General features: G+C 74.1%; 18 protein-coding genes. 8 read left to right on the top strand and 10 right to left on the bottom strand.

All coding sequences use genetic code 11. From position 1 onward, the window contains the following. Positions 1-94: 94 nt before the first annotated feature. From ABEB13_RS37705 to ABEB13_RS37695, 3 genes are all read left to right on the top strand, one after another. Positions 95-739, top strand: a complete 645-nt coding sequence (locus ABEB13_RS37705; protein ID WP_345709966.1) for a GAP family protein — start codon at positions 95-97, stop codon at positions 737-739. A 12-nt stretch (positions 740-751) separates the two neighbouring features. After that, positions 752-2,521 (top strand): cation:proton antiporter, encoded by a 1,770-nt coding sequence (locus tag ABEB13_RS37700; RefSeq protein WP_345709129.1) that lies wholly within the window; start codon positions 752-754, stop codon positions 2,519-2,521. A gap of 92 nt (positions 2,522-2,613) precedes the next feature. Beyond that, positions 2,614-3,039, top strand: a complete 426-nt coding sequence (locus tag ABEB13_RS37695) for a hypothetical protein (protein WP_345709128.1) — start codon at positions 2,614-2,616, stop codon at positions 3,037-3,039. 61 nt (positions 3,040-3,100) lie between these two features. Here the strand turns inward: ABEB13_RS37695 and ABEB13_RS37690 are convergent, their stop codons facing one another. Further along, positions 3,101-3,271, bottom strand: coding sequence for an alpha/beta fold hydrolase (locus ABEB13_RS37690; RefSeq protein WP_345709127.1), 171 nt, complete (start codon positions 3,269-3,271; stop codon positions 3,101-3,103). A 768-nt stretch (positions 3,272-4,039) separates the two neighbouring features. Here ABEB13_RS37690 and ABEB13_RS37685 point away from each other — a divergent pair. Then, a complete protein-coding gene (locus tag ABEB13_RS37685) occupies positions 4,040-4,498 on the top strand; it encodes a MarR family winged helix-turn-helix transcriptional regulator (RefSeq protein ID WP_345709126.1) in 459 nt (152 codons plus the stop codon). Positions 4,499-4,567: 69 nt separating this feature from the next. Here ABEB13_RS37685 and ABEB13_RS37680 read toward each other — a convergent pair whose 3' ends face one another. From ABEB13_RS37680 to ABEB13_RS37655, 6 genes are all read right to left on the bottom strand, one after another. After that, on the bottom strand, positions 4,568-5,524 hold the full coding sequence (locus ABEB13_RS37680; protein WP_345709125.1) for a hypothetical protein: 957 nt from the start codon (positions 5,522-5,524) through the stop codon (positions 4,568-4,570). Between the two features lie 172 nt (positions 5,525-5,696). Next, the gene (locus ABEB13_RS37675) at positions 5,697-7,184 is read right to left on the bottom strand and encodes an APC family permease (RefSeq protein ID WP_345709124.1); all 1,488 of its coding nucleotides are present in this window, start codon (positions 7,182-7,184) and stop codon (positions 5,697-5,699) included. Positions 7,185-7,826: 642 nt separating this feature from the next. After that, complete coding sequence (locus tag ABEB13_RS37670) at positions 7,827-8,006, bottom strand: hypothetical protein (protein ID WP_345709123.1); 180 nt, start codon at positions 8,004-8,006, stop codon at positions 7,827-7,829. 14 nt (positions 8,007-8,020) lie between these two features. Next, complete coding sequence (locus ABEB13_RS37665; protein ID WP_345709122.1) at positions 8,021-8,677, bottom strand: EamA family transporter; 657 nt, start codon at positions 8,675-8,677, stop codon at positions 8,021-8,023. Between the two features lie 138 nt (positions 8,678-8,815). Continuing rightward, entirely contained in the window at positions 8,816-9,136 is a 321-nt protein-coding gene (locus ABEB13_RS37660; RefSeq protein WP_345709121.1) for a GNAT family N-acetyltransferase, read from the bottom strand. Between the two features lie 29 nt (positions 9,137-9,165). After that, the gene (locus tag ABEB13_RS37655; protein ID WP_345709120.1) at positions 9,166-9,423 is read right to left on the bottom strand and encodes a hypothetical protein; all 258 of its coding nucleotides are present in this window, start codon (positions 9,421-9,423) and stop codon (positions 9,166-9,168) included. A 170-nt stretch (positions 9,424-9,593) separates the two neighbouring features. Here ABEB13_RS37655 and ABEB13_RS37650 point away from each other — a divergent pair, with 170 nt between their 5' ends. Next, complete coding sequence (locus ABEB13_RS37650) at positions 9,594-10,007, top strand: hypothetical protein (protein WP_345709119.1); 414 nt, start codon at positions 9,594-9,596, stop codon at positions 10,005-10,007. A 56-nt stretch (positions 10,008-10,063) separates the two neighbouring features. Continuing rightward, positions 10,064-10,861 (top strand): class I SAM-dependent methyltransferase, encoded by a 798-nt coding sequence (locus ABEB13_RS37645; protein WP_345709118.1) that lies wholly within the window; start codon positions 10,064-10,066, stop codon positions 10,859-10,861. 21 nt (positions 10,862-10,882) lie between these two features. Here the strand turns inward: ABEB13_RS37645 and ABEB13_RS37640 are convergent, their stop codons facing one another. The 3 genes from ABEB13_RS37640 to fusA all read right to left on the bottom strand — a co-directional run bounded on the left by ABEB13_RS37640 (position 10,883) and on the right by fusA (position 15,006). Further along, positions 10,883-11,821, bottom strand: a complete 939-nt coding sequence (locus ABEB13_RS37640; protein ID WP_345709117.1) for an aminoglycoside phosphotransferase family protein — start codon at positions 11,819-11,821, stop codon at positions 10,883-10,885. A gap of 72 nt (positions 11,822-11,893) precedes the next feature. Then, a complete protein-coding gene (locus ABEB13_RS37635) occupies positions 11,894-12,739 on the bottom strand; it encodes an LLM class F420-dependent oxidoreductase (protein ID WP_345709116.1) in 846 nt (281 codons plus the stop codon). Positions 12,740-12,882: 143 nt separating this feature from the next. Then, positions 12,883-15,006, bottom strand: a complete 2,124-nt coding sequence (gene fusA / locus ABEB13_RS37630) for an elongation factor G (protein WP_345709115.1) — start codon at positions 15,004-15,006, stop codon at positions 12,883-12,885. A 605-nt stretch (positions 15,007-15,611) separates the two neighbouring features. On the opposite strand from fusA, the gene ABEB13_RS37625 reads away from it, so the two are divergent. Together ABEB13_RS37625 and ABEB13_RS37620 are read left to right on the top strand one after the other, a co-directional pair. Next, positions 15,612-15,893 (top strand): hypothetical protein, encoded by a 282-nt coding sequence (locus tag ABEB13_RS37625; RefSeq protein ID WP_345709114.1) that lies wholly within the window; start codon positions 15,612-15,614, stop codon positions 15,891-15,893. Between the two features lie 436 nt (positions 15,894-16,329). Beyond that, entirely contained in the window at positions 16,330-19,944 is a 3,615-nt protein-coding gene (locus tag ABEB13_RS37620) for a discoidin domain-containing protein (RefSeq protein ID WP_345709113.1), read from the top strand. Positions 19,945-20,050: the final 106 nt, after the last annotated feature.

The following is a 20,050-nucleotide window of genomic DNA, read 5'->3' as shown; positions in this document are numbered from 1 at the left end:
GCTGGCGCGGAGGCTCGGCGCGGGCGGGCGCCCGACGGCCCGGGTCCGCCTGTTCCGTCGGCGCGCGCCACACCAGAGGAGGCGAGGCTCAAGCATGGTGCTCGACCTCCTGCTGATCGGTCTGGCGATCACCCTGGAACCCATCCCGGTGACCGCCTTCATCCTGCTGCTGTCGGCCGACCGCGGTCTGCGCAAGGGTCTGGCCTTCGTGCTGGCCTGGCTCGCCTGCCTCGTCCTGGTGCTCGCCCTGACGGTCACGGCGACCGGCGGGAACCCGCCCAAGGCGCAGAGCACGCCGTCGACGGCGGTCCTGGCGGTCAAGATCGCCCTCGGCGTGGGCCTGATCGCGTACGGCGAGCACCGGCGGCGCCGGCTCGGCCGCCGGCCCCCGCGCGAGCCCGCCTGGGCCGCCCGGCTCGACCACGTCTCGGTCTGGACGGCGGCCGGCATCGCGGTGCTCGTCCAGCCGTGGGGCCTGGTCGCCGCGGGCTGCGCCACGGTGGTGAACGCCGATATGTCGCACGTCACCTCGTACCTCGTGCTGATGGGCTTCTGTCTGCTCGCCAGCGCCAGCCTGCTCGCCATGCAGCTGTACGCCACCTTCCGGCCGAGGACGGCGCAGCAGAGCCTCGCCAGGCTCCGTACCTGGATGAACAGTCACCAGGACCAGGCGATCGTGGTGATCTGCCTGCTGGTCGGCCTGTGGCTGGTCGGCAAGAGCATTTCCCAGCTGGTCTAGCGAGGAGGCGCCGTGACGTCCGAGCAGGTGATCACCGGTCTGGGGCTCATCGTGGTGCTGGCCGTCGGGTCGCAGCTGGTGGCGAGCCGGCTGCGGATCCCGGCGCTGCTCGTCCTGCTCCCGGTCGGGTTCACCGCCGGCGCGCTGACGGACGAGGTCGACCCCGAGCAGCTGCTCGGCCCGGCGTTCTCCCCGCTGGTTTCGCTGGCGGTCGCGGTGATCCTCTACGACGCCGGGCTGGAGCTGGACCTGCGCAGGCTCCGCGGGCACACCCGGCGGTCGGTGGTGCGGCTGATCTGGCTGGGGACGCTCATCACCTGGGTGGTCGCGACGGCGTTCGCGGTGCCGGTGCTGGGCATGTCCCAGCGGGCCGCGGTGATGCTGGGGGCGATCCTGGTGGTCTCCGGGCCGACCGTGGTCGGGCCGCTGCTGAACCACGTCCGCCCGACCGAGCGGCTGCAGCGGATCCTGATCTGGGAGGGCTCCCTGATCGACCCGGTCGGCGGCATCCTGGGTGCGCTGGTGTTCCACGCGGTCGTCGCGGCCGACCGGACGGGGCCGGGCACCCGGATCGGCCAGTTCTGCCTGAGCGCGGCGCTGGGGCTGGCGGGCGGCGCCTTCGGGGCGCTGGTGCTGTGGCTGCTGCTGCGTCACGTGCGGCTGAGCGAGGTGCTGGGCACCACCACGCAGCTCGCCGCCGTGGTCGGGGTGGCGGCCGGCTGCGACGCGCTGCGGGACGACACCGGGCTGATCTCGGCGGTGGTGATGGGGATGGCGCTGGCGAACCTGCCGAGCGTGGACCTGCCCGCCCGCCGGCCGTTCTTCGAGACGCTGGCTTCGCTGATCATCGGGCTGCTGTTCGTCTCGATCTCGGCGACCGTGACACCGAAGTCGCTGGAGCACCTGGTGCTGCCGACGCTCGCCCTGGTGGCCGTGCTGGTGCTGCTGGTACGGCCGCTGGTGGCGCTGCTGGCGACGGCGCGCACGGACGTGCCGCGCGGCGAGCGGTGCTTCATCGGCTGGATGGCGCCGCGCGGCATCGTGGCCGCCGCGACCGCCTCCACCTTCGCGGCCTCCCTGGTGCAGGACCACGTCGGGGGCGCCGAGAAGATCCTGCCCGCGACCTTCCTGGTGATCGTCGCCACGGTGATGCTGTACGGCCTGACGGCCCGCCCGGTGGCCCGGCTGCTCGGCGTGCTGCGGCCCGCGCGTTCGCGGCCGCTCCTGGTCGGCGGTGCCGCCTGGGCCGTCGACCTGGGGCGTGCGCTGCGGTCGCAGGGCCTGGACGTGCTGATGTGGGCCGGGTCCGGGCGGCAGCGCGCCCGGATCGCCGAGGCGGGCCTGGAACTGGTGCCGGGTGAGCTGCTCGCGGCGGCCACCGGCGCGGGCGCGGAACTGGAGGGCATCACCGGGGTCCTGCTGCTGACGGAGGAGGACGACTTCAACGCGCTGGCCTCGATGACGCTGCGGGAGAGCGTGGACGGCCCGGTGTACCGGCTGGGACCGCCGCCCGACAGCAGCGGGGTGATGGCGCCCTTCATGGGCGGTGAGGCGCTCTTCGGCGCCGGTCTGACCGGGCCCGAGCTGGCCCGCCGCTACGAGGAGGGCGCACGGATCGAGACCCGCCGGGTCGACGTCGGCCTCCCGTCAGGACATCAGGTGCTCTTCCTGGTACGGCCGGACGGGCAGCTGGTGCCGGTCACCGAGGCGCACACGCCCGTCCCGCGCCCGGGCGACGCCGCGGTGCTGCTGGCGCCGGCGGCCGGCCCGGACGGGCCGTGAGGAGGTCGACGGACGACCGGAGTCCGTGCGTGACGTCCCGGCACGGGTGACCGGGCGCGTCCGGCTGTCGGTCCCCGGCGACAGGGTGCGGCATGGGACTCGACGTCTACGCGGTGCGGCCGGGGGATGCCGCTGTCACCGGGCACGCCACGCTCACGAGGCCGGTGGCCTTCGGCTGGCTCGCGCCTTCGGGCACGGACGCCTTCCGCGCGGTCGACCGCGGGTACCCGGACGGTCTGATGTGGCCGTCCGACGGCGACCCGACGGGCTTCCGGGGCGCGGTCCACCAGCAGGGGGTCGAGGACGAGTTCGGGGTGAGCCCGTACGAGCTCGCCGACCCCGCCGAGGTCGCCGCGCTCGCCGGGCGGGTCGACGACTGGCTCGCCGCCGCCCGCCGCGAGGGCCGCACGGAGGTCGAACTCGGCGCGGGGGCCGTGCCGCTCGGCGGCATCGCCGCGCTGGGCCGCTTCCTGGGTGCGGCGGCCTCCCAGGGCCTCTGGCTGCTCCCGGACTTCTGAGCCCGGCACCTGCCTGGCGGGAGAGCCCCCTCCACCACCCCCGGCCCGGGCGGCCCTCCTGTCATCGCCCGCTGTCCCGGAGGAAGGCGTCGATCGCCTCGAAGGTGGCGCCGGGACGCTCGATCTGCGGCAGGTGCCCGGCCTCGGGGAGCAGTTCGAACCGGGCGTCCGGGATCGCGTCGGCGAGCCGGCGCCCGTAGGCCGGGGTGACGATGCCGTCGGCGGCCCCCACAGGACGAGGGTCGGGACGCGGAGCCCGCCGAGCCGGGCCAGCAGGCCGGGGTCGTGCATGTAGGGATCGCCGGCGAGGTCCTTGAGTGCGGCGGCGTTCGCCCGCTGGACGGCGGCCTGTGCGGGGGTGAGGCCCGCCGGGTCGACGGCGAAGCGGCCCGGGTCGTGGTACGCGTGCTCGGCCAGGCCGCGGGGGCCGAGGGCCGAGACGTCGCGGATGGGCTCGCCCTCGATCAGCACACCGACCGAGTTGACCAGCACGAGTGCGCCGATCCGCCCGTCGGTGTCCCGCAGGGCCGCCTCCATGCCGATCCAGCCGCCGATGGACGACCCGACGACGACGGCCCCGCGCGTGTCGTCGGCGGCGAGCAGGCCGAGGTAGGCGTCGGTGAGGTCCGCCACGGTGCGGACGGCCGCCGAGCGGTCGGTGCCGTTCCAGCCGGGGTGGGTCGGGGTGACGGCGCGCATGCTGCCGGCCAGGTGGCGGGCGAGGCCGTCGACCGTCCGGGGGCCGCCGCCGCCGTGCAGGACGAGCGCCGTGCGCCCGGCGCCCGCTTCGGCGAGGTCGACGTCGAGGCCGGGGCGGAGGCGGCGGGTCCCGGTGGTCGGGTCCTGAGTGCGGGTGGTCGGATCCGGTGTGCGGGTGGTCGGGGTCATGGGGCGGCCGCCTTTCGGTCGGAGGGCGCGGCCGGTGGGCCGCGGCTTCCCGAGTACCGTAACTACACATGCGTATATACGCAAGCGTAGAAAGCGGGAGTAGGATCGGCGCATGGCTGTAGACCTCGAAATCCTGGGCCGCGCCGTCAAGCAGGCGCAGTACCGCCACCACCGGGCACTGGACACCCGGCTGGCCGCCGTCGGCACCACGCTGGCCCAGTGGGACGCCCTGCGGGCGATCGCCCGCGCCCCGGGCGCCTCCGGACACGAACTCGCCGTGGCGACCTTCCAGGGCGACCAGGCCTTCGGCACCCTCGCCAACCGGCTCGCCGCCCAGCACCTGATCGAACGGCGCCCGGGGCACGGCCGCCGGATCGAGCACCACCTCACCCCGGCCGGCGAGCGCGTCCTGGCCGCCGGGCGGGCGGTCGCCACCGAGGTCCTCGACGCGTCCTTCGCGCCCCTCACCGACGACGAACGCGCCACCCTGCTCGGCCTGCTGGACCGCGTCGGGCGGCTGGACCCGGAGACCGGCCCGGCCCTCGCGACCGGCCTCCCGGGGCATCCCTGACGGGCAGCGGGCGGACCGGGCGGGCAGTGGGGCGAGCCCACGGCAGGGCGGGCGCGCGGTAGGGCCGCGTCAGCCGCCCAGACGGTCGTACCAGCGGCGGAAGAGCTCCTGCGGCTCGTCGGTGAAGGCCCACGGAACGCGGGTGGGACGGTTGCCGAGCAGTCCGAAGACCTGGCGGGCGCGGTCCAGCGAGCCGGCCATCACCAGTCCGTGCGCCAGGTGGTTGAGGTCCGCGACGTCCTGGGCGAACTCGTGGACCCGGTGGTCCACCCAGTGCAGGCAGGTCTGCTCCAGGTCGCGGAGGGCGGCGTCGCTCTTCCAGTGCTGGGACAGGGCGAGCGCGGTCGCGCCCCCGGTCTCCACCAGATGCCGGTAGTGCTCGGCCCTGGCGGCCTGGACGAGGGCGAGCAGCGGGGAGCCGGACGGTGCGAAGGAGGCGCTGTCCCACGCGAAGTCGTACATCTGGGCGTGCGAGCCGTGCCAGCGGGCGGAGATGTGCCGCAGCACCTGGTGGTGGCCCTCACGGGTCTCCCGGTCGCGGGCCTGGAGTTCGCGCCACCACTGGGAGGTCTGCGGGTGCCCGCCGGCGTACAGCCTGGCCGTCGTCATGAGCGAGACCCACGGGACCGGGTCGTCGGGGTGGCCGTGGGCCGCCTGGAGGCAGATCCGCACAACGCGGTCGAGGCGTTCGCGGTCGATCGCGTCGCGCCTGGGGTCGGGCGCGGGCCCGGCGGCCACCGCGTTGAACAGCCGCATCACGTCCGTCTCGGCACGCAGCACCATGGCGTCGACGCTGCTGGGCTCGGCGGCCTGCCAGGTCTCCACGGTGCGGTTGCCGGCGGCGGCGTCGGCGAGCAGGCGCATCCGGTGGGTGCGTCGGTCCCAGTCCCGTCCGGTGGCGTGCAGCAGGTCGCGGGCGCCCTGCCAGCGGCCCACCATGATGTCCTGGCGCGCCTCGGCGAGGGGCCGGTCGCCGAAGGTCGGATCGAAGACGGTCGTCTGGGGACGACTGCGGGCTCTGGCCACGGGGTGGACACTCCTGCCGGTACGGGCGCTGCGGTGCGGACGGGTTCTGCAGTGCGGGCGCCGCGGTGTGCGGGGCCTGGTTGCCGGGCAGCCTGCGAATGCCCGGCGCGGGAGGTGCGGACGGCCCGGAAACGGTGGCGGGCCGCCCCGGGTGGGGCGGCCCGCCGAGGGGTCACAGGTCGGTGGCGAGACCGGTCCGGTCGCTTCCGGCCAGAGTGGGTTCGCTGTCCCCGTACCGGGCTTCGACGTCGTCGGCGTCGGCGGCGTCGAGCCGGGCCGGCCGGTAGTACGAACTGCCCTTGGCCCAGTACCAGCCCATCGGGACCAGGCCGACGGCCAGCGTGCCGAGCCCCAGGGCGAGTTGGAGGGCAGTGAAGTCGAACAGCGCCTGGACGAAGACGAACGCCATGAACAGCGCGCCGATCAGCGGCCACAGGCCGATGAACACCGCGTTGGACACCGACTTGAACAGCAGCCTGCGGTAGGCCACGACCACCGCGAGCCCGGCGAGTGCGTAGTAGAAGGCGATCTGGAGGCCGATCGCGTTGACCGCGGCGGTGAGGATGGTGTTGACCGAGCCGAGGGCGTTGGAGCCGACGAACAGCAGCAGTGAGACCACGGTGACCACGGCCAGCGCCACCCAGGGGGTCTGCCAGCGCAGGTGGGACCGGCCGAAGACGGCCGGGACCGTCCGGTCGCGGCCCATCGCGAACAGCGAGCGGGAGACCTGGATCAAGGTGGTCTCCAGGGTGGCGATGGTCGACAGCACGACCGCGACGACCAGCACCTTGCCGCCCCAGCCCGGCCAGACCGCCTCGCCGAGGTCGGAGAGCAGCGTGCCGCTGTTGGCCCGGATGTCGTCCTGACTCATGATCAGGTTGACCGAGATGGTGACCGTCTCGAAGATCGCGAATGCGGTGATGACACCGAGCAGGCCGCCGAGACCAGCGTTGCGGCGGCTGTTGGAGGTCTCCTCGCTGAGGTTCGCCGTGACGTCCCAGCCCCAGAAGTAGAACGCGGCGATCAGGGCGGAGGCGGCGAACCCGCCGACGCCGCCGAAGTGGCCGAAGCCCCAGAGCCACGACCAGGAGAACACCGCGGCCGAGCCGCCGTGCAGGAGTGCCGCCACGCCGAACACGATCAGGATCGCGATCTCGATGCCCGTCATGACCCACTGGGCGTGCGCGGTGATCCGGGCGCCCATCAGCACCAGACCGGCCATCACCAGGAACCAGCCGGCGCCCACGGCGGTGGCCAGCGCGGTGTTGTCGGCCAGCCCCGGCGAGAAGAGCGACAGCGTGTACGCGCCGGCCGGCAGCGAGCCCGCGACCATGAAGAGCGTCGCCGAGACCACCAGCGCCCAGCCGCTCATGAAGCCGAGCGACGGGTGCAGCGCGCGGCCCACCCAGGAGTAGCTGGCACCGGCGTTGACGTCGATCCGGCCGAGGTAGTTGAACGCCCACGCGATGCCCAGCATCGGTATCGCACACCACAGCAGCGCGGCCGGCGAGTAGAGGCCCGCGGCCCCGGCGAGGGTGGCGGTGGTGGCGGCGAGCGAATAGGCCGGAGCGCTGCCGGCCACCGCCATCACGATCGTGTCGAAGGTGCCGAGAACGTTCGACCGCAGGCCTGATCTGCCGGCGGGAGGGGTAGTGCTCATCGGTGGCGCCTTTCTCGGCGTGCCGCCGGACCCGCCGGTTCGGCGCGTCCGTGCTGGGGAGGGATCCCGGACGACCGGCTCGTCCTCCGGCCGGCGCCGGGCCGTGCGACGAACGACCCGCGGGCCCGCTCGCGGGCGGTGGAGCCGATCGGTGCGGCGGTACGGTGCGGCGAGGCGCGGTGGGGGTCGTTCCGCGACCACCGCCCGTCCGCGGTGACGGGAGGCCGACGGGCGCGCGAAGGAGCCCCGCCGGCCGCGGGTCGGCGACTCTGCCGCCCTGGCCCCGGCGTGTCCCGCGACAGGTCCGCGCGGGATGGGCGTGAGTATTTCCGCTGGCTAAAAGCCTGTCAAGGCAATGGTGTTGAGCGCAGGTAAATTCCGTCGGCATGATCGTCGGGCGTCCCCGGGGCCGCCACGGCGCCCGCCGCGGGCCCACCGCGGGCCCACCGCGGCAGCAGCGGATCGGTCCTGTGCGCACCGTCCCGACGCGGCCGACGGGCCGGGACGGAGCGGGGAAAGAGGAGCGGGTGCGTTCGAGGCGAACCCTGCCGACGGCCGCCCCCACTGACGGCATGTCGGATCGGTCCGACCGTGCTCCGGGCCCGCCGTCGTGGACCCGCCCCCGGGGGGCGCCGTCCGGGGTCAGCTGTGGACGAGCTCCAGGACGGCGATGCCGGTGAGCACGGTGGCGCTGGCCGCCAGCCGGACGCGGCCGAGGCGTTCGCGCAGGAACAGCACACCGATGAGGGCGGCGATCACGATGCTGGTCTCGCGCAGCGCCGCGATCGTCGCCAGGTCGCCCGCGGTCTGCGCCCAGACCACCAGCCCGTACGCCGTCAGTGAGATGAGGCCGCCGGCCAGGCCGGTCCGGGTGCCCCGGCGCAGGGCGCCGGGAGGGCCCGGCCGCGCAGCAGCGCGGCCACCACGAGCATCGCCGCGCCCTGGGCGAGGAACATCCACGCGATGTACCCGCCGGCTGCACCGGCCCGCCGGACCCCGATGCCGTCGACCACGGTGTACCCCGCGATCAGCACGCCCGTGGTGACCGCCGCCCCCAGCGCGGGCAGCTGCTCACGACCGGGCAGCCCGCCGGCGAACGCGAGCCCGGCCAGCCCGAGCGAGATCACCAGGATGCCGAGCAGCCGCGCGCCGTGCAGCGGGTCGCCCAGCACGGTCGCGGCGAGCAGCGCCACCAGCATCGGTGAGGTGCCGCGGGCGAGCGGGTACATCTGCCCGAAGTCGCCCAGCCGGTAGGCCCGCACGAGCTGGAGCTGGTACCCGACCTGGAGGGCCGCCGAGGCGGCGAGGCACGGCCAGGACGCGCGGTCGGGCATCGGGGCCAGAGCCGCCATCACCCCGCCGACCACGAGGAAGACCGTGTTCATCAGCGCGAAGCCCGCCAGCTTGTCCGCCATCCCGTGGGCGAGGGCGTTCCACACGGCGTGCAGCAGAGCTGCGGCCAGGACCACCATCGGCACTGCTTCCGGACTCACCGGCACTCCCCCAGCAGGAAAAGTTGTACAGCCAACATCCAAGAGCACGGCGCCGGCACCGTCAACCGCCGGTCCCCCGTCGACCGCCGGTCCCCACCGCCGGGCAGCGGGCAGGGTTCGGCGGGCAGCGGGCGGGGTTCAGCGGGCGGCGCGCCACATGGTGGTCACCACATGCCCGGTGGCCGTCGTCACCCGCCCGTGGGCGGTGAACCCGGCCCGCTCGTACCGCGCGTTGTTCGCCGGATTGGACGACTCCAGGTAGGCGGCGGCCCCCAGCTCGTCGACCCGGGCCAGGCCCGCCGCCACCAGGCCCATGCCCAGCCCCTTGCCACGGTGGTCGCCGTGGGTCCCGAGGAGGGTCAGGTAGAAATGCGGGTCGGCGGGTCGGGCCTCCTCCAGCTGCTCGCCGATCCGCAGGATGTCCGCGGCCACCCGGGCGCCGGCCCGCTCCGTGAGCAAATCCTCCAGGCCCGCCTCCTCATCGGCCGTCAGCTCCGTACCGCCCGGGGGATCCAGATCGCCACCGACTCGGCGTGGTCGGTCACCTGACTCCACGGATAGCGAAGCGCCGAGGTCGCGTACAGCCGCCACATCGCGGCCGCCTGCTCGGCCCGGTGCTCCTCGTCCGGGAATGCCGGCCCCCAGAGCGGGTCGTGGAAGAAGGCCGTCGTCAGGGTCCCGACGATGGCATCGAGGTCTCCGGGGCCGGCCGCGCGGGCGGGCACCGGACGGTATCCGGAGGTCATCGCTCCACTCTATTCGGGCCCGGACGAGCGGCGGTGCCGCGTACGGCCGCCGCGCGGAGGTTTGCGCAGCGCCACGGCAGGTCATACGGCCGATCGGTCCATACGGAGGAGGCCGGCCCGCGCACCCGCGTGTCCGGCCCGAGCAGGAGAGGCAGGGGACGGACATGCCGGTGATCCGGGACGCAGGCCACACCATCGACCTGGCGGGGTACCGGGTCGACGCGACGGACGGCCACCTCGGCCGGGTGGACCGCCACTCGGACTACGTCGACGAACAGCACATCGTGGTGGACACCGGGGTCTGGGTCTTCGGCCGGGAGATCAGCCTGCCGATGACGGCCGTGGCCGCGGTCGACGAGCGCCACCGCATCGTCACCCTCGCCCTCTCCAAGGCCGAGGTCGCGAAGGTGTACCAGGAGCAGACGTCCCGGCTGTTCGGGGCCGACACCCGGAAGGCGTCCACCCCGGCCGACCCTGCCGCCGGACGCCCGGCGGACGAGGGGCATGACGAGAAGCCCGGGCAGGACGAGGGACAGCACAGCGGCGGCGGGCGGGCGGAGGGGACGGGCCGCCCCGACGCGTGAGCCCGCCGCCGGGCCCCGACACGGCCCGGCCGCGCACCCTGCGCGAGGATGGCGGCATGGCATCCGACGAGGGCTACCTGCTCGACAACCGGCAGCGCGAGGCCGGCCGGCGCTTCGACGCACTCGCGGAGCTCTTCGACCCGTGGACGCTCGCCCACCTCGACCGGCTCGGGCCGGCCGAGGGGTGGCGCTGCTGGGAGGTGGGCGCCGGCGGCCCGTCCCTGCCCGGCGCCCTGGCCGCCCGGGTCGGACCCACCGGCCATGTCCTGGCCACCGACATCGACACCTCCTGGCTGGACCGGGCGGGCGCACCGGGCGTCGAGGTACGGCGGCATGACGTCACCCGCGACGACCCGCCGGCCGGCGGCTTCGACCTGGTGCACGCCCGGCTGGTGCTCGTCCACCTGCCCGACCGGGCGGAGGCCCTGCGGCGCATGGCCGCGGCGCTGCGGCCCGGTGGCTTCCTCGTCCTGGAGGACGCCGACCCCGCGCTGCAGCCGCTCGCCTGCCCCGACGAACGCGGCCCGGCCGAGCAGCTCGCCAACCACGTCCGCCGCGGCTTCCGCGCCCTGCTCGCCGATCGCGGCGTCGACCTCTCCTTCGGCCGGACGCTGCCCGCCCTGCTGCGCGGGGCGGGGCTGACCGACGTACGGGCCGAGGGCTACTTCCCGGTCACCTCACCGGCCTGCCGCGAGCTGGAGGCCGCGACCGTGCGCCAGCTCCGCACGCAGCTGACCGGCGGCGGGCTCGCCACCGAGGAGGAGATCCAGCGCCACCTGGCCAACCTGGAGAGCGTGGAGCTCGATGTCACCACCGCACCGCTGGTGACCTGCTGGGGCCGCCGTCCGCCGTGATGTCCCCCGTCACCACCGGCGTCAGGCGTGGCGGTCGTGGTCGGCCAGCACCTCCCCGATCATCCGCCGCTGCTCGGCGGCCCTGTCCGGATCGGCACTGTCCGGATCGGCACCGGCCGACTCGGTCAGCACCAGCAGGGCCTTCCACAGCGCCCAGCCGCGGGCGCGCGCCCACGTCCCCGCGTCCTGGGCGACCGTGACCCGGAAGGCCTCCCGGCTGTCGCCGGAGAACATGCCCCAGGCGATGACGAGATCGCAGGCCGGATCGCCGACACCCGACGTGCCGAAGTCGATGACGGCCGCCAGCCGTCCGTCCCGGACGAGCAGGTTCCCGGCTGCGACGTCCCCGTGGAACCAGACCGGCGCACCCCGCCGTTCACCGACCAGCGCGGCCTCCCAGACGGCGGCGGACCTGCGGAGCTCGTCCTGCCCGAGGACGCCGTCCCGCTCCAGGACGGCCAGGCAGCACCGGGTCTCTTCGTCGTACGCGGCCGGTGGCGTCCCCCGGTACCAGCTGTGCGCGCCGGCGAGGGGCCCGTCGGTCGCGTCGCACCGCTGCAGGGCGCGCAGGAACTCCCCGACCGCGACGGCGAACCGGGCCGGGTCGTCGATCCGTCCCCGGGCGGCCGTCTCCCCGGTCAGCCAGCCGCGGACGGACCACGGGAAGGGGTACCCGCGGCCCGGCACACCCTCGGCAAGGATCTCCGGCACGACGACCGGCAGCGACGGCGCCAGCCGGGGCAGCCAACGGCTCTCCTTGGCGACCGCGGGGACGTACCCGGCGGCGGTCGGGAGCCGGACGGTCATCCCGGTGCCGAGGCGGTAGGTGCGGTTGTCCCACCCGTCGACCTCCACCGGAGTGACCGGCAGGCCGCGCCACTGCGGGAACTGATCGGCGATCAGGCGGCGGACCAGTGAGGCGTCGATGCCGGCCCGGCCGTCGGGGGAGGTGTCGGCCATCCTCGGATCATCGGGCCGGACGGCGCCGCGGGCAACGGAATATCGGGAGCCCGTGGCGGGCCGGCCCCGTCCCTACCGGCCGGGCAGCGCCGCGAGCGCCGCCGCCAGCGGCTCCAGCACGGCCGCGGTGTAGGGCGTGGGGAGCTGGATGATCGCGAGTTGGGCCCCGTGCGCGCCGAACTCCGCGGCGTCCGCGGCCGTCCGTGCCGGATCGCCGGTGAACCGCACCTGGGTGGAGAGCAGGATCTGCGCCGGGTCGCGGCCGACCTCCGCGCAGTGCCGGTGCAGCACCTCCCGGGCCCGCACGAACTGCCGAGGCGTCCCGCTGTCGAAGTTCCAGTGCTGGGCGTACCGGGCGGCGGTGCGCAGCGTGCGCCGCTCACCGCTGCCGCCGATGCAGAGCGGCGGGTGCGGCTGCTGCACGGGCTTGGGGTGGCAGCGGGCGTCGGTCAGTACGTAGTGGCTGCCGCGGAAGGTCGTGGTCGGCTCCGGCGAGAGGAGCCCGACGAGCACCTGGCAGGCCTCCTCGAACCGGTCGCTGCGCTCCCGCGGACTGCCGAGCCCGATGCCGTAGGCGGCCGACTCCTCGGTGTTCCAGCCCGTCCCGACGCCGAGTTCCAGTCGGCCGTCGGAAATGACGTCGAGGGTGGCGGCCATGTTGGCGAGTACCGCAGGATGCCGGTAGTGAATGCCGGTGACCAGGGTGCCCAGCCGCAGCCGCCGGGTCGCCCGGGCGAGCGCGGCGAGGGTGATCCAGCCCTCCAGGCGCGAGGTCGTGGGGTCGGTGCCGTGCATCGCGTGGAAGTGGTCGGACGTCCAGCCGGACTCGAACACCTCGATGTCGTCGGCGGCCTGCCACACGTCGAGCATCGCGGCCCACGTGGTGTTCTGCGGTGACGTCTTGAAGGCGAATCGCATGCCCCCACGGTAGGAGCGCGGCCTGGGCACGGACAGCCGGTCCCGGGAATCACCTGACGGTCCCGCGGCCCCGCGCACCGGCGGGTGGCCGGTGCGCGGGGCCCGAGGGGCGGGGCCCGGCAGAGGGGCGGTCAGCGGGACGGTCAGCGGGCGGGTGAGCCCGCCGGGGCCGGGGCGTAGCCGGCGGGCCGGGTCGTGAAGGTGCCACGGCCCTGCGTCCGGCTGCGCAGCCGGGTCGCGTAGCCGAACAGCTCGGCCAGCGGGACGGTCGCGGTGACCACGGCCGTACCCTCCCGGGTGACCTGCCCGGTCACCCGGCCGCGCCGGGCCGCCAGGTCGCCGAGCACCCCGCCGACGGCGTCCTCCGGCACCGTGGCCGTGACTTCGGCCAGCGGTTCCAGCAGGACGGTCGTGACGGTCCGCAGCGCCTCGCGGAGCGCGAGCCTGCCGGCGGTGCGGAACGCCATCTCCGACGAGTCCTTGGGATGGGTGGCCCCGTCCGTCAGCGTGACCCGCAGCCCGGTGACCGGGTGGCCGCCGAGCGGGCCGTCGGCGAGCGCGTCCCGGCAGCCCGCCTCGACCGCCCGGACGTACTCGGCCGGGACCCGGCCGCCGGTGACCGCGGAGGTGAAGGCGAACTCCGCCCGGTCACCGCGGCCGCCGCCACCCGCCGCCGCGAGGGCGGCCGCCGGATCGCCCGGCTCCAGCGGCCCGACATCCAGCACGACGTGGGCGAACTGCCCTGCTCCGCCGTCCTGTTTGACGTGCCGGTAGAGCAGGCCCGACACGGCTCCGGCCGGCGTCTCCCGGTAGGAGACCCGCGGACGGCCGACGCCGAGCTCCAGGCCGTGGGCGCGGCGGATCTTCTCCACCGCGACCTCCAGATGCAGCTCGCCCATGCCGGAGAGCAGGGTCTGCCCGGTCTCCCGGTCGGTCGCGACCAGCAGCGACGGGTCCTCCTCGACCAGCCGTGCGAGCGCGGACGCCAGGCGGCCCGTGTCGGTGCTCCGTCGGGCCTCGACCGCCACCGAGACGACCGGGTCCGCGACCGTCGGCGGTTCGAGCAGCAGCGGCGCCGCGGGCAGGCACAGGGTCGCGCCCGCCCGGGCGGCCTTCGGTCCGACGACCGCGACGATGTCGCCCGCCACCGCCCGCTCCACCTCGGCGTGGCGGTCGGCTCGGACGCGCAGGATGCGGCCGATGCGCTCGGTGCGGCCCGTGCCCGCGTCCACCACCGTGTCCCCCTTCCCGATCGTTCCCGAGTACACCCGGAGATAGGTCAGCCGGCCGGTCGGCGCCGCGGCCACCTTGAAGACCAGGGCCGCGAACGGCGCGTCCGGGTCGGCCGCCCGCTCCTCCACCGCGTCACCCGACGTGCCGCGTACCGGCGGTACGTCCAGTGGTGACGGCAGGTACGCCACGACGGCGTCCAGCAGGGGTTCGACGCCACGGTTCCGGTACGCCGATCCGCAGAGCACCACGACGCCCTCACCGCTGCGGGTGAGGTCGCGGAGGGCGGCGGACAGCGTCGCCCCGGAGAGCGCCGACCGTCGGCAGAACTCCTCCAGCGCGCCGGGGTGGAGCTCGGCCACGGTCTCCTCCAGCAGGCTCCGGCGGCGCTGCGCCTCCTCCCGCAGGTCGTCCGGGACGTCGCTCTCCTGCGCGGCGTCGGCCCCGTCCGCCCACACCAGCGCCCGCATCCGGACGAGGTCCACCACGCCGGTGAAGCGGTCGGACGTCCCGATCGGGAGCTGGACGACGAGCGGGACGACGTGCAGGCGCTCACGGATCGAGGCGACGGCGGTGTCGAGGTCGGCTCCCGCCCGGTCCAGCTTGTTGACGAACGCGATCCGCGGCACACCGTGCCGGTCCGCCTGGCGCCACACCGACTCGCTCTGCGGCTCGACGCCCGCGACGGCGTCGAACACGGCCACCGCGCCGTCCAGCACCCGCAGCGAGCGCTCGACCTCGTCGGCGAAGTCGACGTGGCCCGGCGTGTCGATCAGGTTGATGCGGTGGCCGTCCCAGTGGCAGGTCACCGCCGCGGCGAAGATCGTGATGCCGCGGTCGCGCTCCTGGGAGTCGAAGTCGGTGACGGTCGTACCGTCGTGGACCTCGCCGCGACGGTGGACGTCACCGGTCAGGTAGAGGATCCGCTCGGTCACGGTGGTCTTGCCGGCGTCGACGTGCGCGAGGATGCCGAGGTTGCGGACGGTGCTCGTCGCGGTGGTGACAGGAGTGGCAGGGGTGGTCAGGTCGGTGCGCATGGCCCGAGGCCTTTCGAGGTGGTGCGGAAGAGGGCGGCGCGATGACGGGTGACGCGGCGTCGGTCCGGGCCCGCAGGAAGGCCCCTCCCCGGTGCGACGGCACCGGGCATTCCACCCGGGCCGATTCGGCCGGCCCTGCGGGGGCCGCCGGGAGGGACGGCCCACGAGCGGGACGGCCCTCGGTGGGACGGCCCTCGGGTGGGGCGGGAGGGGCAGCGGTCAGACGTTCGCCGCGGACATCCGGTACCGGCCGCGCAGCCGGCACCGGGGGGACGAGGACACCAGGATCACCTCGTACCGGGACGGGGGATCACGACGGCGATGCGGTCACGCACGGCCCGGCCCCCTCACTCGTCGCGGCACACACCGCTCCTGTCGCGGCGGCGCACCTTCTGCCGCCGACTGTAGCCATCCGCGATACGACCGGGACACCGGTTTTCGGCGCGTCCTGACGATCCGTCGGTTCCGGTGCGGTGGCGCGGAGTACCGGTGCCGCCGACCGGGCAGGGTCATCCTGGGCCCGGCGGATCCGGTGGGCCGTGCGGTGTGGCAGGATCCGTCCGCTGCGGCACCGCGCCGAGGCGGAGCGGGTGGAGGAGATCGTCGTGAAGACTTTCGAGTGGGCGTGTGTGGCCGCGGTGTGGGCGACCGTCCTCCTTCAGGTCGCGCCGGTCGCCGCCCGCAACCGGATGCCCCGTTGGTGGGGCGATCGCATCTCGGCGCCGCGCCTGTGGGCGGCCGGTCTGGTCGTCCTGGCCGTGGGCGCCACCCTGGCGATCGCCGTCTCCGGCCGTCGGGGCAGCAGTCTGGCCACCGGCCTCGGCCTGCTCGCCGTGGTGGGCGGGCTGGGCATGACCGGCTGGGCACACCGGGCGAACCGGGGCTGAGCCGACCCTGTCGTACCGGGCGGCCGCGGCCGGTCCCGGCCCTGCCCGACGCCCCGACGCCCCGACGCCCCGACGGGACCGTATCGACCGGCCGTTGTATGCCCCTTGTCGCGCGAGATCGACGGCCGCGCGGTTCCGTGTTTCCCGACTGCCCACGTGACGGATCGTCAGCGATGGCCCCTGCGCAGCGCCATGCCCCCCTCGCCCCATCCCCCCGATGGCACGTCACCAAGTCTCACGTTGATGTCGAGTTCTTGCAAACATCGATCGAAATATTGTGGTCATCTGCGAGAAATGGTTAAGTGAGCCCCGCCACACGCGGCTTGTCCCGGGCGGCCGTTCCGCCGTCGACGCCGCGCGGTGTTCCGGGTGCCGAGGGGCACGGGCCCCGTGCGGCCGACCCCCACTGCTCCCCCACCAGCCATTGGAGCCCTGCGTGTTCCACCATCCGCTCCGCGCCGTCCGACGCTGGGCAGCGGGTCTCACCTGCGCCGCCCTGCTCGGCGCCGCGCCCGCGATCGCCCTGCCGGCCCAGTCGGCCGGCGCGGCCACCCCGCCCGGCGCAGCCGTCCCGTTCACCCAGTACCAGGCCGCCGACGCGGCCACCAACGGCACTGTCCTCGGGCCGAGTTACACCTACGGCACACTCGCCTCCGAGGCCACCGGCCGCAAGGCCGTGCAACTGGTCGGCCAGGGCAAGTACGTGCAGTTCACGCTCACCGCACCGGCCAACGCGGTCGACTTCCACTACGCCATTCCGGACTCCCTCGACGGCAAGGGCCTGACCGCGCCGCTGAGCGTCTACGTCAACGGCACGAAGTCCCAGTCGATCCAGCTCACCTCCAAGAACAGCTGGCTGTACGGCGCGTACACCTTCACCAACAACCCCGCCGACGTGGGCAATCCGCAGAGTGCCGTGCCGCACGACTTCTACGACGACGCGCGGATGATGTTCCCGTCCGTCCTGCCCGTCGGCACGGTGGTGAAGCTCCAGGTCGACGCGGGCGACACCGCTCCCTGGTACGTCATCAACACCGCCGACTTCGAGAACGTCGCCGCGCCGCTGGCCAAGCCCGCCGGGTACCTGGACGTCACGCAGGCGCCGTACGGCATCGACAACACGGGCGTCGCCGACGCCACCGGCAAGCTGCAGCAGGCGGTCAACGACGCCTCGGCCGCGGGCACCGGCGTCTACCTGCCGCAGGGCCTCTACACCATCACCGCGCCGATCGGCCTGAACAAGGTCGCGGTGGCGGGCGCCGGCCAGTGGTACACGAAGCTGACCGGCCACAACGTGGAGTTCCAGGGCAACGTCGGCCAGACCACCGGTGTCACCGTCCGCGACCTGGCGATCTTCGGGAACGTCAACACCCGTGACGACAGCGACGGTTCGGTCAACGGCTTCAACGGCGGCTTCAACAACACGGTGATCTCCGACGTCTGGATGCAGAACGTCAAGGTCGGCGCGTGGATCGTCGGCCCGACCACCAACCTGACGATCCAGAACGTCCGGATCCTCGACACGCTCGCCGACGGCATCAACTTCGACGGCGGCATCACCAACTCCGCCGTCCGCAACAGCTTCCTGCGCAACACCCAGGACGACGGCCTGGCCATGTGGTCGTCGACCAACGACAGCGGCAACACCTTCGACCACAACACGGTCGACTCCCCCGGACTGGCCAACAACATCGCCCTGTACGGCGGTTCGGACAACAGCGTGACCAACAACCTGGTCCGCGACACGGTCACCCGCGGCGGCGGCATCCACGTCGGCAACCGCTTCGGTGCCGTCGCCCTCGCCGGCACCACCACGATCAGCGGCAACCAGCTCGTCCGCACCGGCCAGTTCGACCCGGGTTGGGACTACGGCGTCGGAGCGATGTGGTTCTTCGCCCTCGACTCGGCGATGGCGGGCACGATCAACATCTCCGACAACCAGATCCTCTCCAGCCCCTACGAGGCCTACCAGTTCCAGGGCACGCTGGAGGGCGGCAAGCCGATCAGCAACGTGCACATCAGCAACGACACCGTCAACGGTGTCGGCACCTACGTCTTCCAGATCGGCACCACCGGCTCCGCGGACGTCTCCGGGGTGACGGCCACCAACGTCGGCGTCGCCGGGGCGCAGAACTGCGGCTCCGGCTTCGCGCTCACCGTCGGCCCCGGCAACTCCGGCTGGTCCGCGACACCCACCTGCGGATTCCCCGGCGCGGCGCCGGTCACCGCCTTCCCCGGCACGGTGACGTTCCAGAACGCGCAGGTCGGCCGGGCCACCCCCGTGCAGAAGGTGACCGTCTACAACACCGGCCGCTCGGCCACCGGCCTCGGCGGCATCACCGCCACCGGCGGCTTCACCGTCACGCCCGACCCCGCCACCCCGTGCGGCACCGGGCTGGCCGGTGCCAACCCCACCGACCCCGGCATGTGGTGCCAGGTCGACGTCTCCTACACCGCACCCGCCTCCGGCATCACCACCGGCACCCTGACCATCCCGAACGGGCAGCCCGGCGGCCCCGCCACCGTGCAGCTGATCGGCACCGACGGCGGCAGCACCGTCAACACCCCCGTCTCGGCGAGCCCCGGCTCGCTCGCCTTCGGCAGCATCGCCGTCGGAAGCACCACCTCGGCGCAGACGGTGACCGTCAGCAACCCCGGACCGGCCGCGGCCACGCTGTCGTCCATCACCGTCACCGGACCGTTCGCGCAGACCAACACCTGCGGCGCCACCCTGGCCGCGGGCGCGACCTGCACCGTCGCCGTGACCTTCAAGCCGACCACCGGCGGCCCGCAGAGCGGCACCCTGGCGATCGCCAACTCCACCACCACGACGCCGGTCGGCACCACGCTCACCGGCACCGGCGTCTCCGCCACGACCAACCTGGCGGCGGGCGCGACCATGACGGCGAGCAGCGCCAACGGCGGCTTCCCGGCCACCAACACCAACGACGGCAACACCTCCAGCTACTGGGAGAGCAGCAGCAACGCCTTCCCGCAGTGGCTCCAGGCCGACCTCGGCTCGGCCCAGCAGGTCGGCTCGCTGACCCTGGACCTCCCGCCGGCGACCGCCTGGGCGACCCGCACCGAGACCCTCTCGGTGCTCGGCTCCGCGGACGGCAGCACCTGGACGACACTGAAGGCGTCCGCCGGCTACACCTTCGATCCGGCCACGGGCAACACCGTCACGGTCGGCCTGCCGACCGGCACGGTGCGCTACCTGCGGATCAACGTCACCGGCAACACCGGGTGGCCAGCCGCCCAGTTCTCGGAGCTGCTGGTCTTCCCCGGCGGCGGCGGAGGCGGCGGGGGCGGCACCACGGCCCCGGCGCTGACCGCCGCACCGGCGAGCCTCTCCTTCCCCGGCCAGGCCATGGGCAGCACGAGCACGGCGCGGTCGACCACCGTCACCAACACCGGCACCGCGGCGGCCACCCTGGGCGCCGTCACCGCCACCGGTGACTTCGCCGCCACCAGCACCTGTGGGGCGACGCTGGCCGCGGGCGCCTCCTGCACCGTGAGTGCCACCTTCACGCCGACCGGCACCGGGGCGCGGACGGGCACCCTCACGGTCGCCTCCAACGACCCGGCGGGCCCGCTCACCGTCGCCCTGTCCGGCACCGGCAACGCGGCCGGCGGCGGCAACCTGGCGCTGGGCGCGACCATGACCGCCAGCAGCTCCACCCAGAACTACGGCCCCGGCAACACCAACGACGGCAACGCCGCCAGCTACTGGGAGAGCGCCAACAACGCCTTCCCGCAGTGGATCCAGGCCGACCTGGGCGGTGCCAGGAACGTCACCACGATCACCCTGGCCCTCCCGCCGTCCGCCGACTGGGCGACCCGCACGGAGACCCTGTCGGTGCTCGGCTCCACGGACGGCAGCACCTGGACGACGCTGAAGGCGTCCGCCGGCTACACGTTCAACCCGGCCACGGGCAACACCGTCAGCCTCACCGTGCCGACCAGCTCGGTCCGGTACGTGCGGCTGAACGTCACCGGCAACACCGGCTGGCCCGCCGGGCAGCTCTCGGAGTTCCAGATCTACTCCTGATCCGGCATCCGCAGGCCGACGGGCCGGTGGCCCACCCCCGAGGGTGGGCCACCGGCCCGTCGCGCTCCACCGGGCGCCGTGCGCAGCGCGCCGCGTACCCGCCGCC

The sequence above is a fragment of the Kitasatospora paranensis genome (assembly GCF_039544005.1).
GTDB classification, from domain to species: domain Bacteria; phylum Actinomycetota; class Actinomycetes; order Streptomycetales; family Streptomycetaceae; genus Kitasatospora; species Kitasatospora paranensis.
The sequence above is the reverse complement of the archived record's forward strand: the minus strand, read 5'-3'. Positions and strand labels throughout refer to the sequence as shown.

What these genes read in the sequence shown, in the direction of transcription:
- ABEB13_RS37675 (WP_345709124.1), bottom strand. Translation starts at nt 7,184, where the DNA reads ATGAGCACTACCCCTCCCGCCGGCAGATCAGGCCTGCGGTCGAACGTT.
- ABEB13_RS37685 (WP_345709126.1), top strand. Translation starts at nt 4,040, where the DNA reads ATGGCTGTAGACCTCGAAATCCTGGGCCGCGCCGTCAAGCAGGCGCAG.
- ABEB13_RS37705 (WP_345709966.1), top strand. Translation starts at nt 95, where the DNA reads ATGGTGCTCGACCTCCTGCTGATCGGTCTGGCGATCACCCTGGAACCC.
- ABEB13_RS37640 (WP_345709117.1), bottom strand. Translation starts at nt 11,821, where the DNA reads ATGGCCGACACCTCCCCCGACGGCCGGGCCGGCATCGACGCCTCACTG.
- ABEB13_RS37695 (WP_345709128.1), top strand. Translation starts at nt 2,614, where the DNA reads ATGGGACTCGACGTCTACGCGGTGCGGCCGGGGGATGCCGCTGTCACC.
- ABEB13_RS37645 (WP_345709118.1), top strand. Translation starts at nt 10,064, where the DNA reads ATGGCATCCGACGAGGGCTACCTGCTCGACAACCGGCAGCGCGAGGCC.
- ABEB13_RS37655 (WP_345709120.1), bottom strand. Translation starts at nt 9,423, where the DNA reads ATGACCTCCGGATACCGTCCGGTGCCCGCCCGCGCGGCCGGCCCCGGA.
- ABEB13_RS37635 (WP_345709116.1), bottom strand. Translation starts at nt 12,739, where the DNA reads ATGCGATTCGCCTTCAAGACGTCACCGCAGAACACCACGTGGGCCGCG.
- fusA (WP_345709115.1), bottom strand. Translation starts at nt 15,006, where the DNA reads ATGCGCACCGACCTGACCACCCCTGCCACTCCTGTCACCACCGCGACG.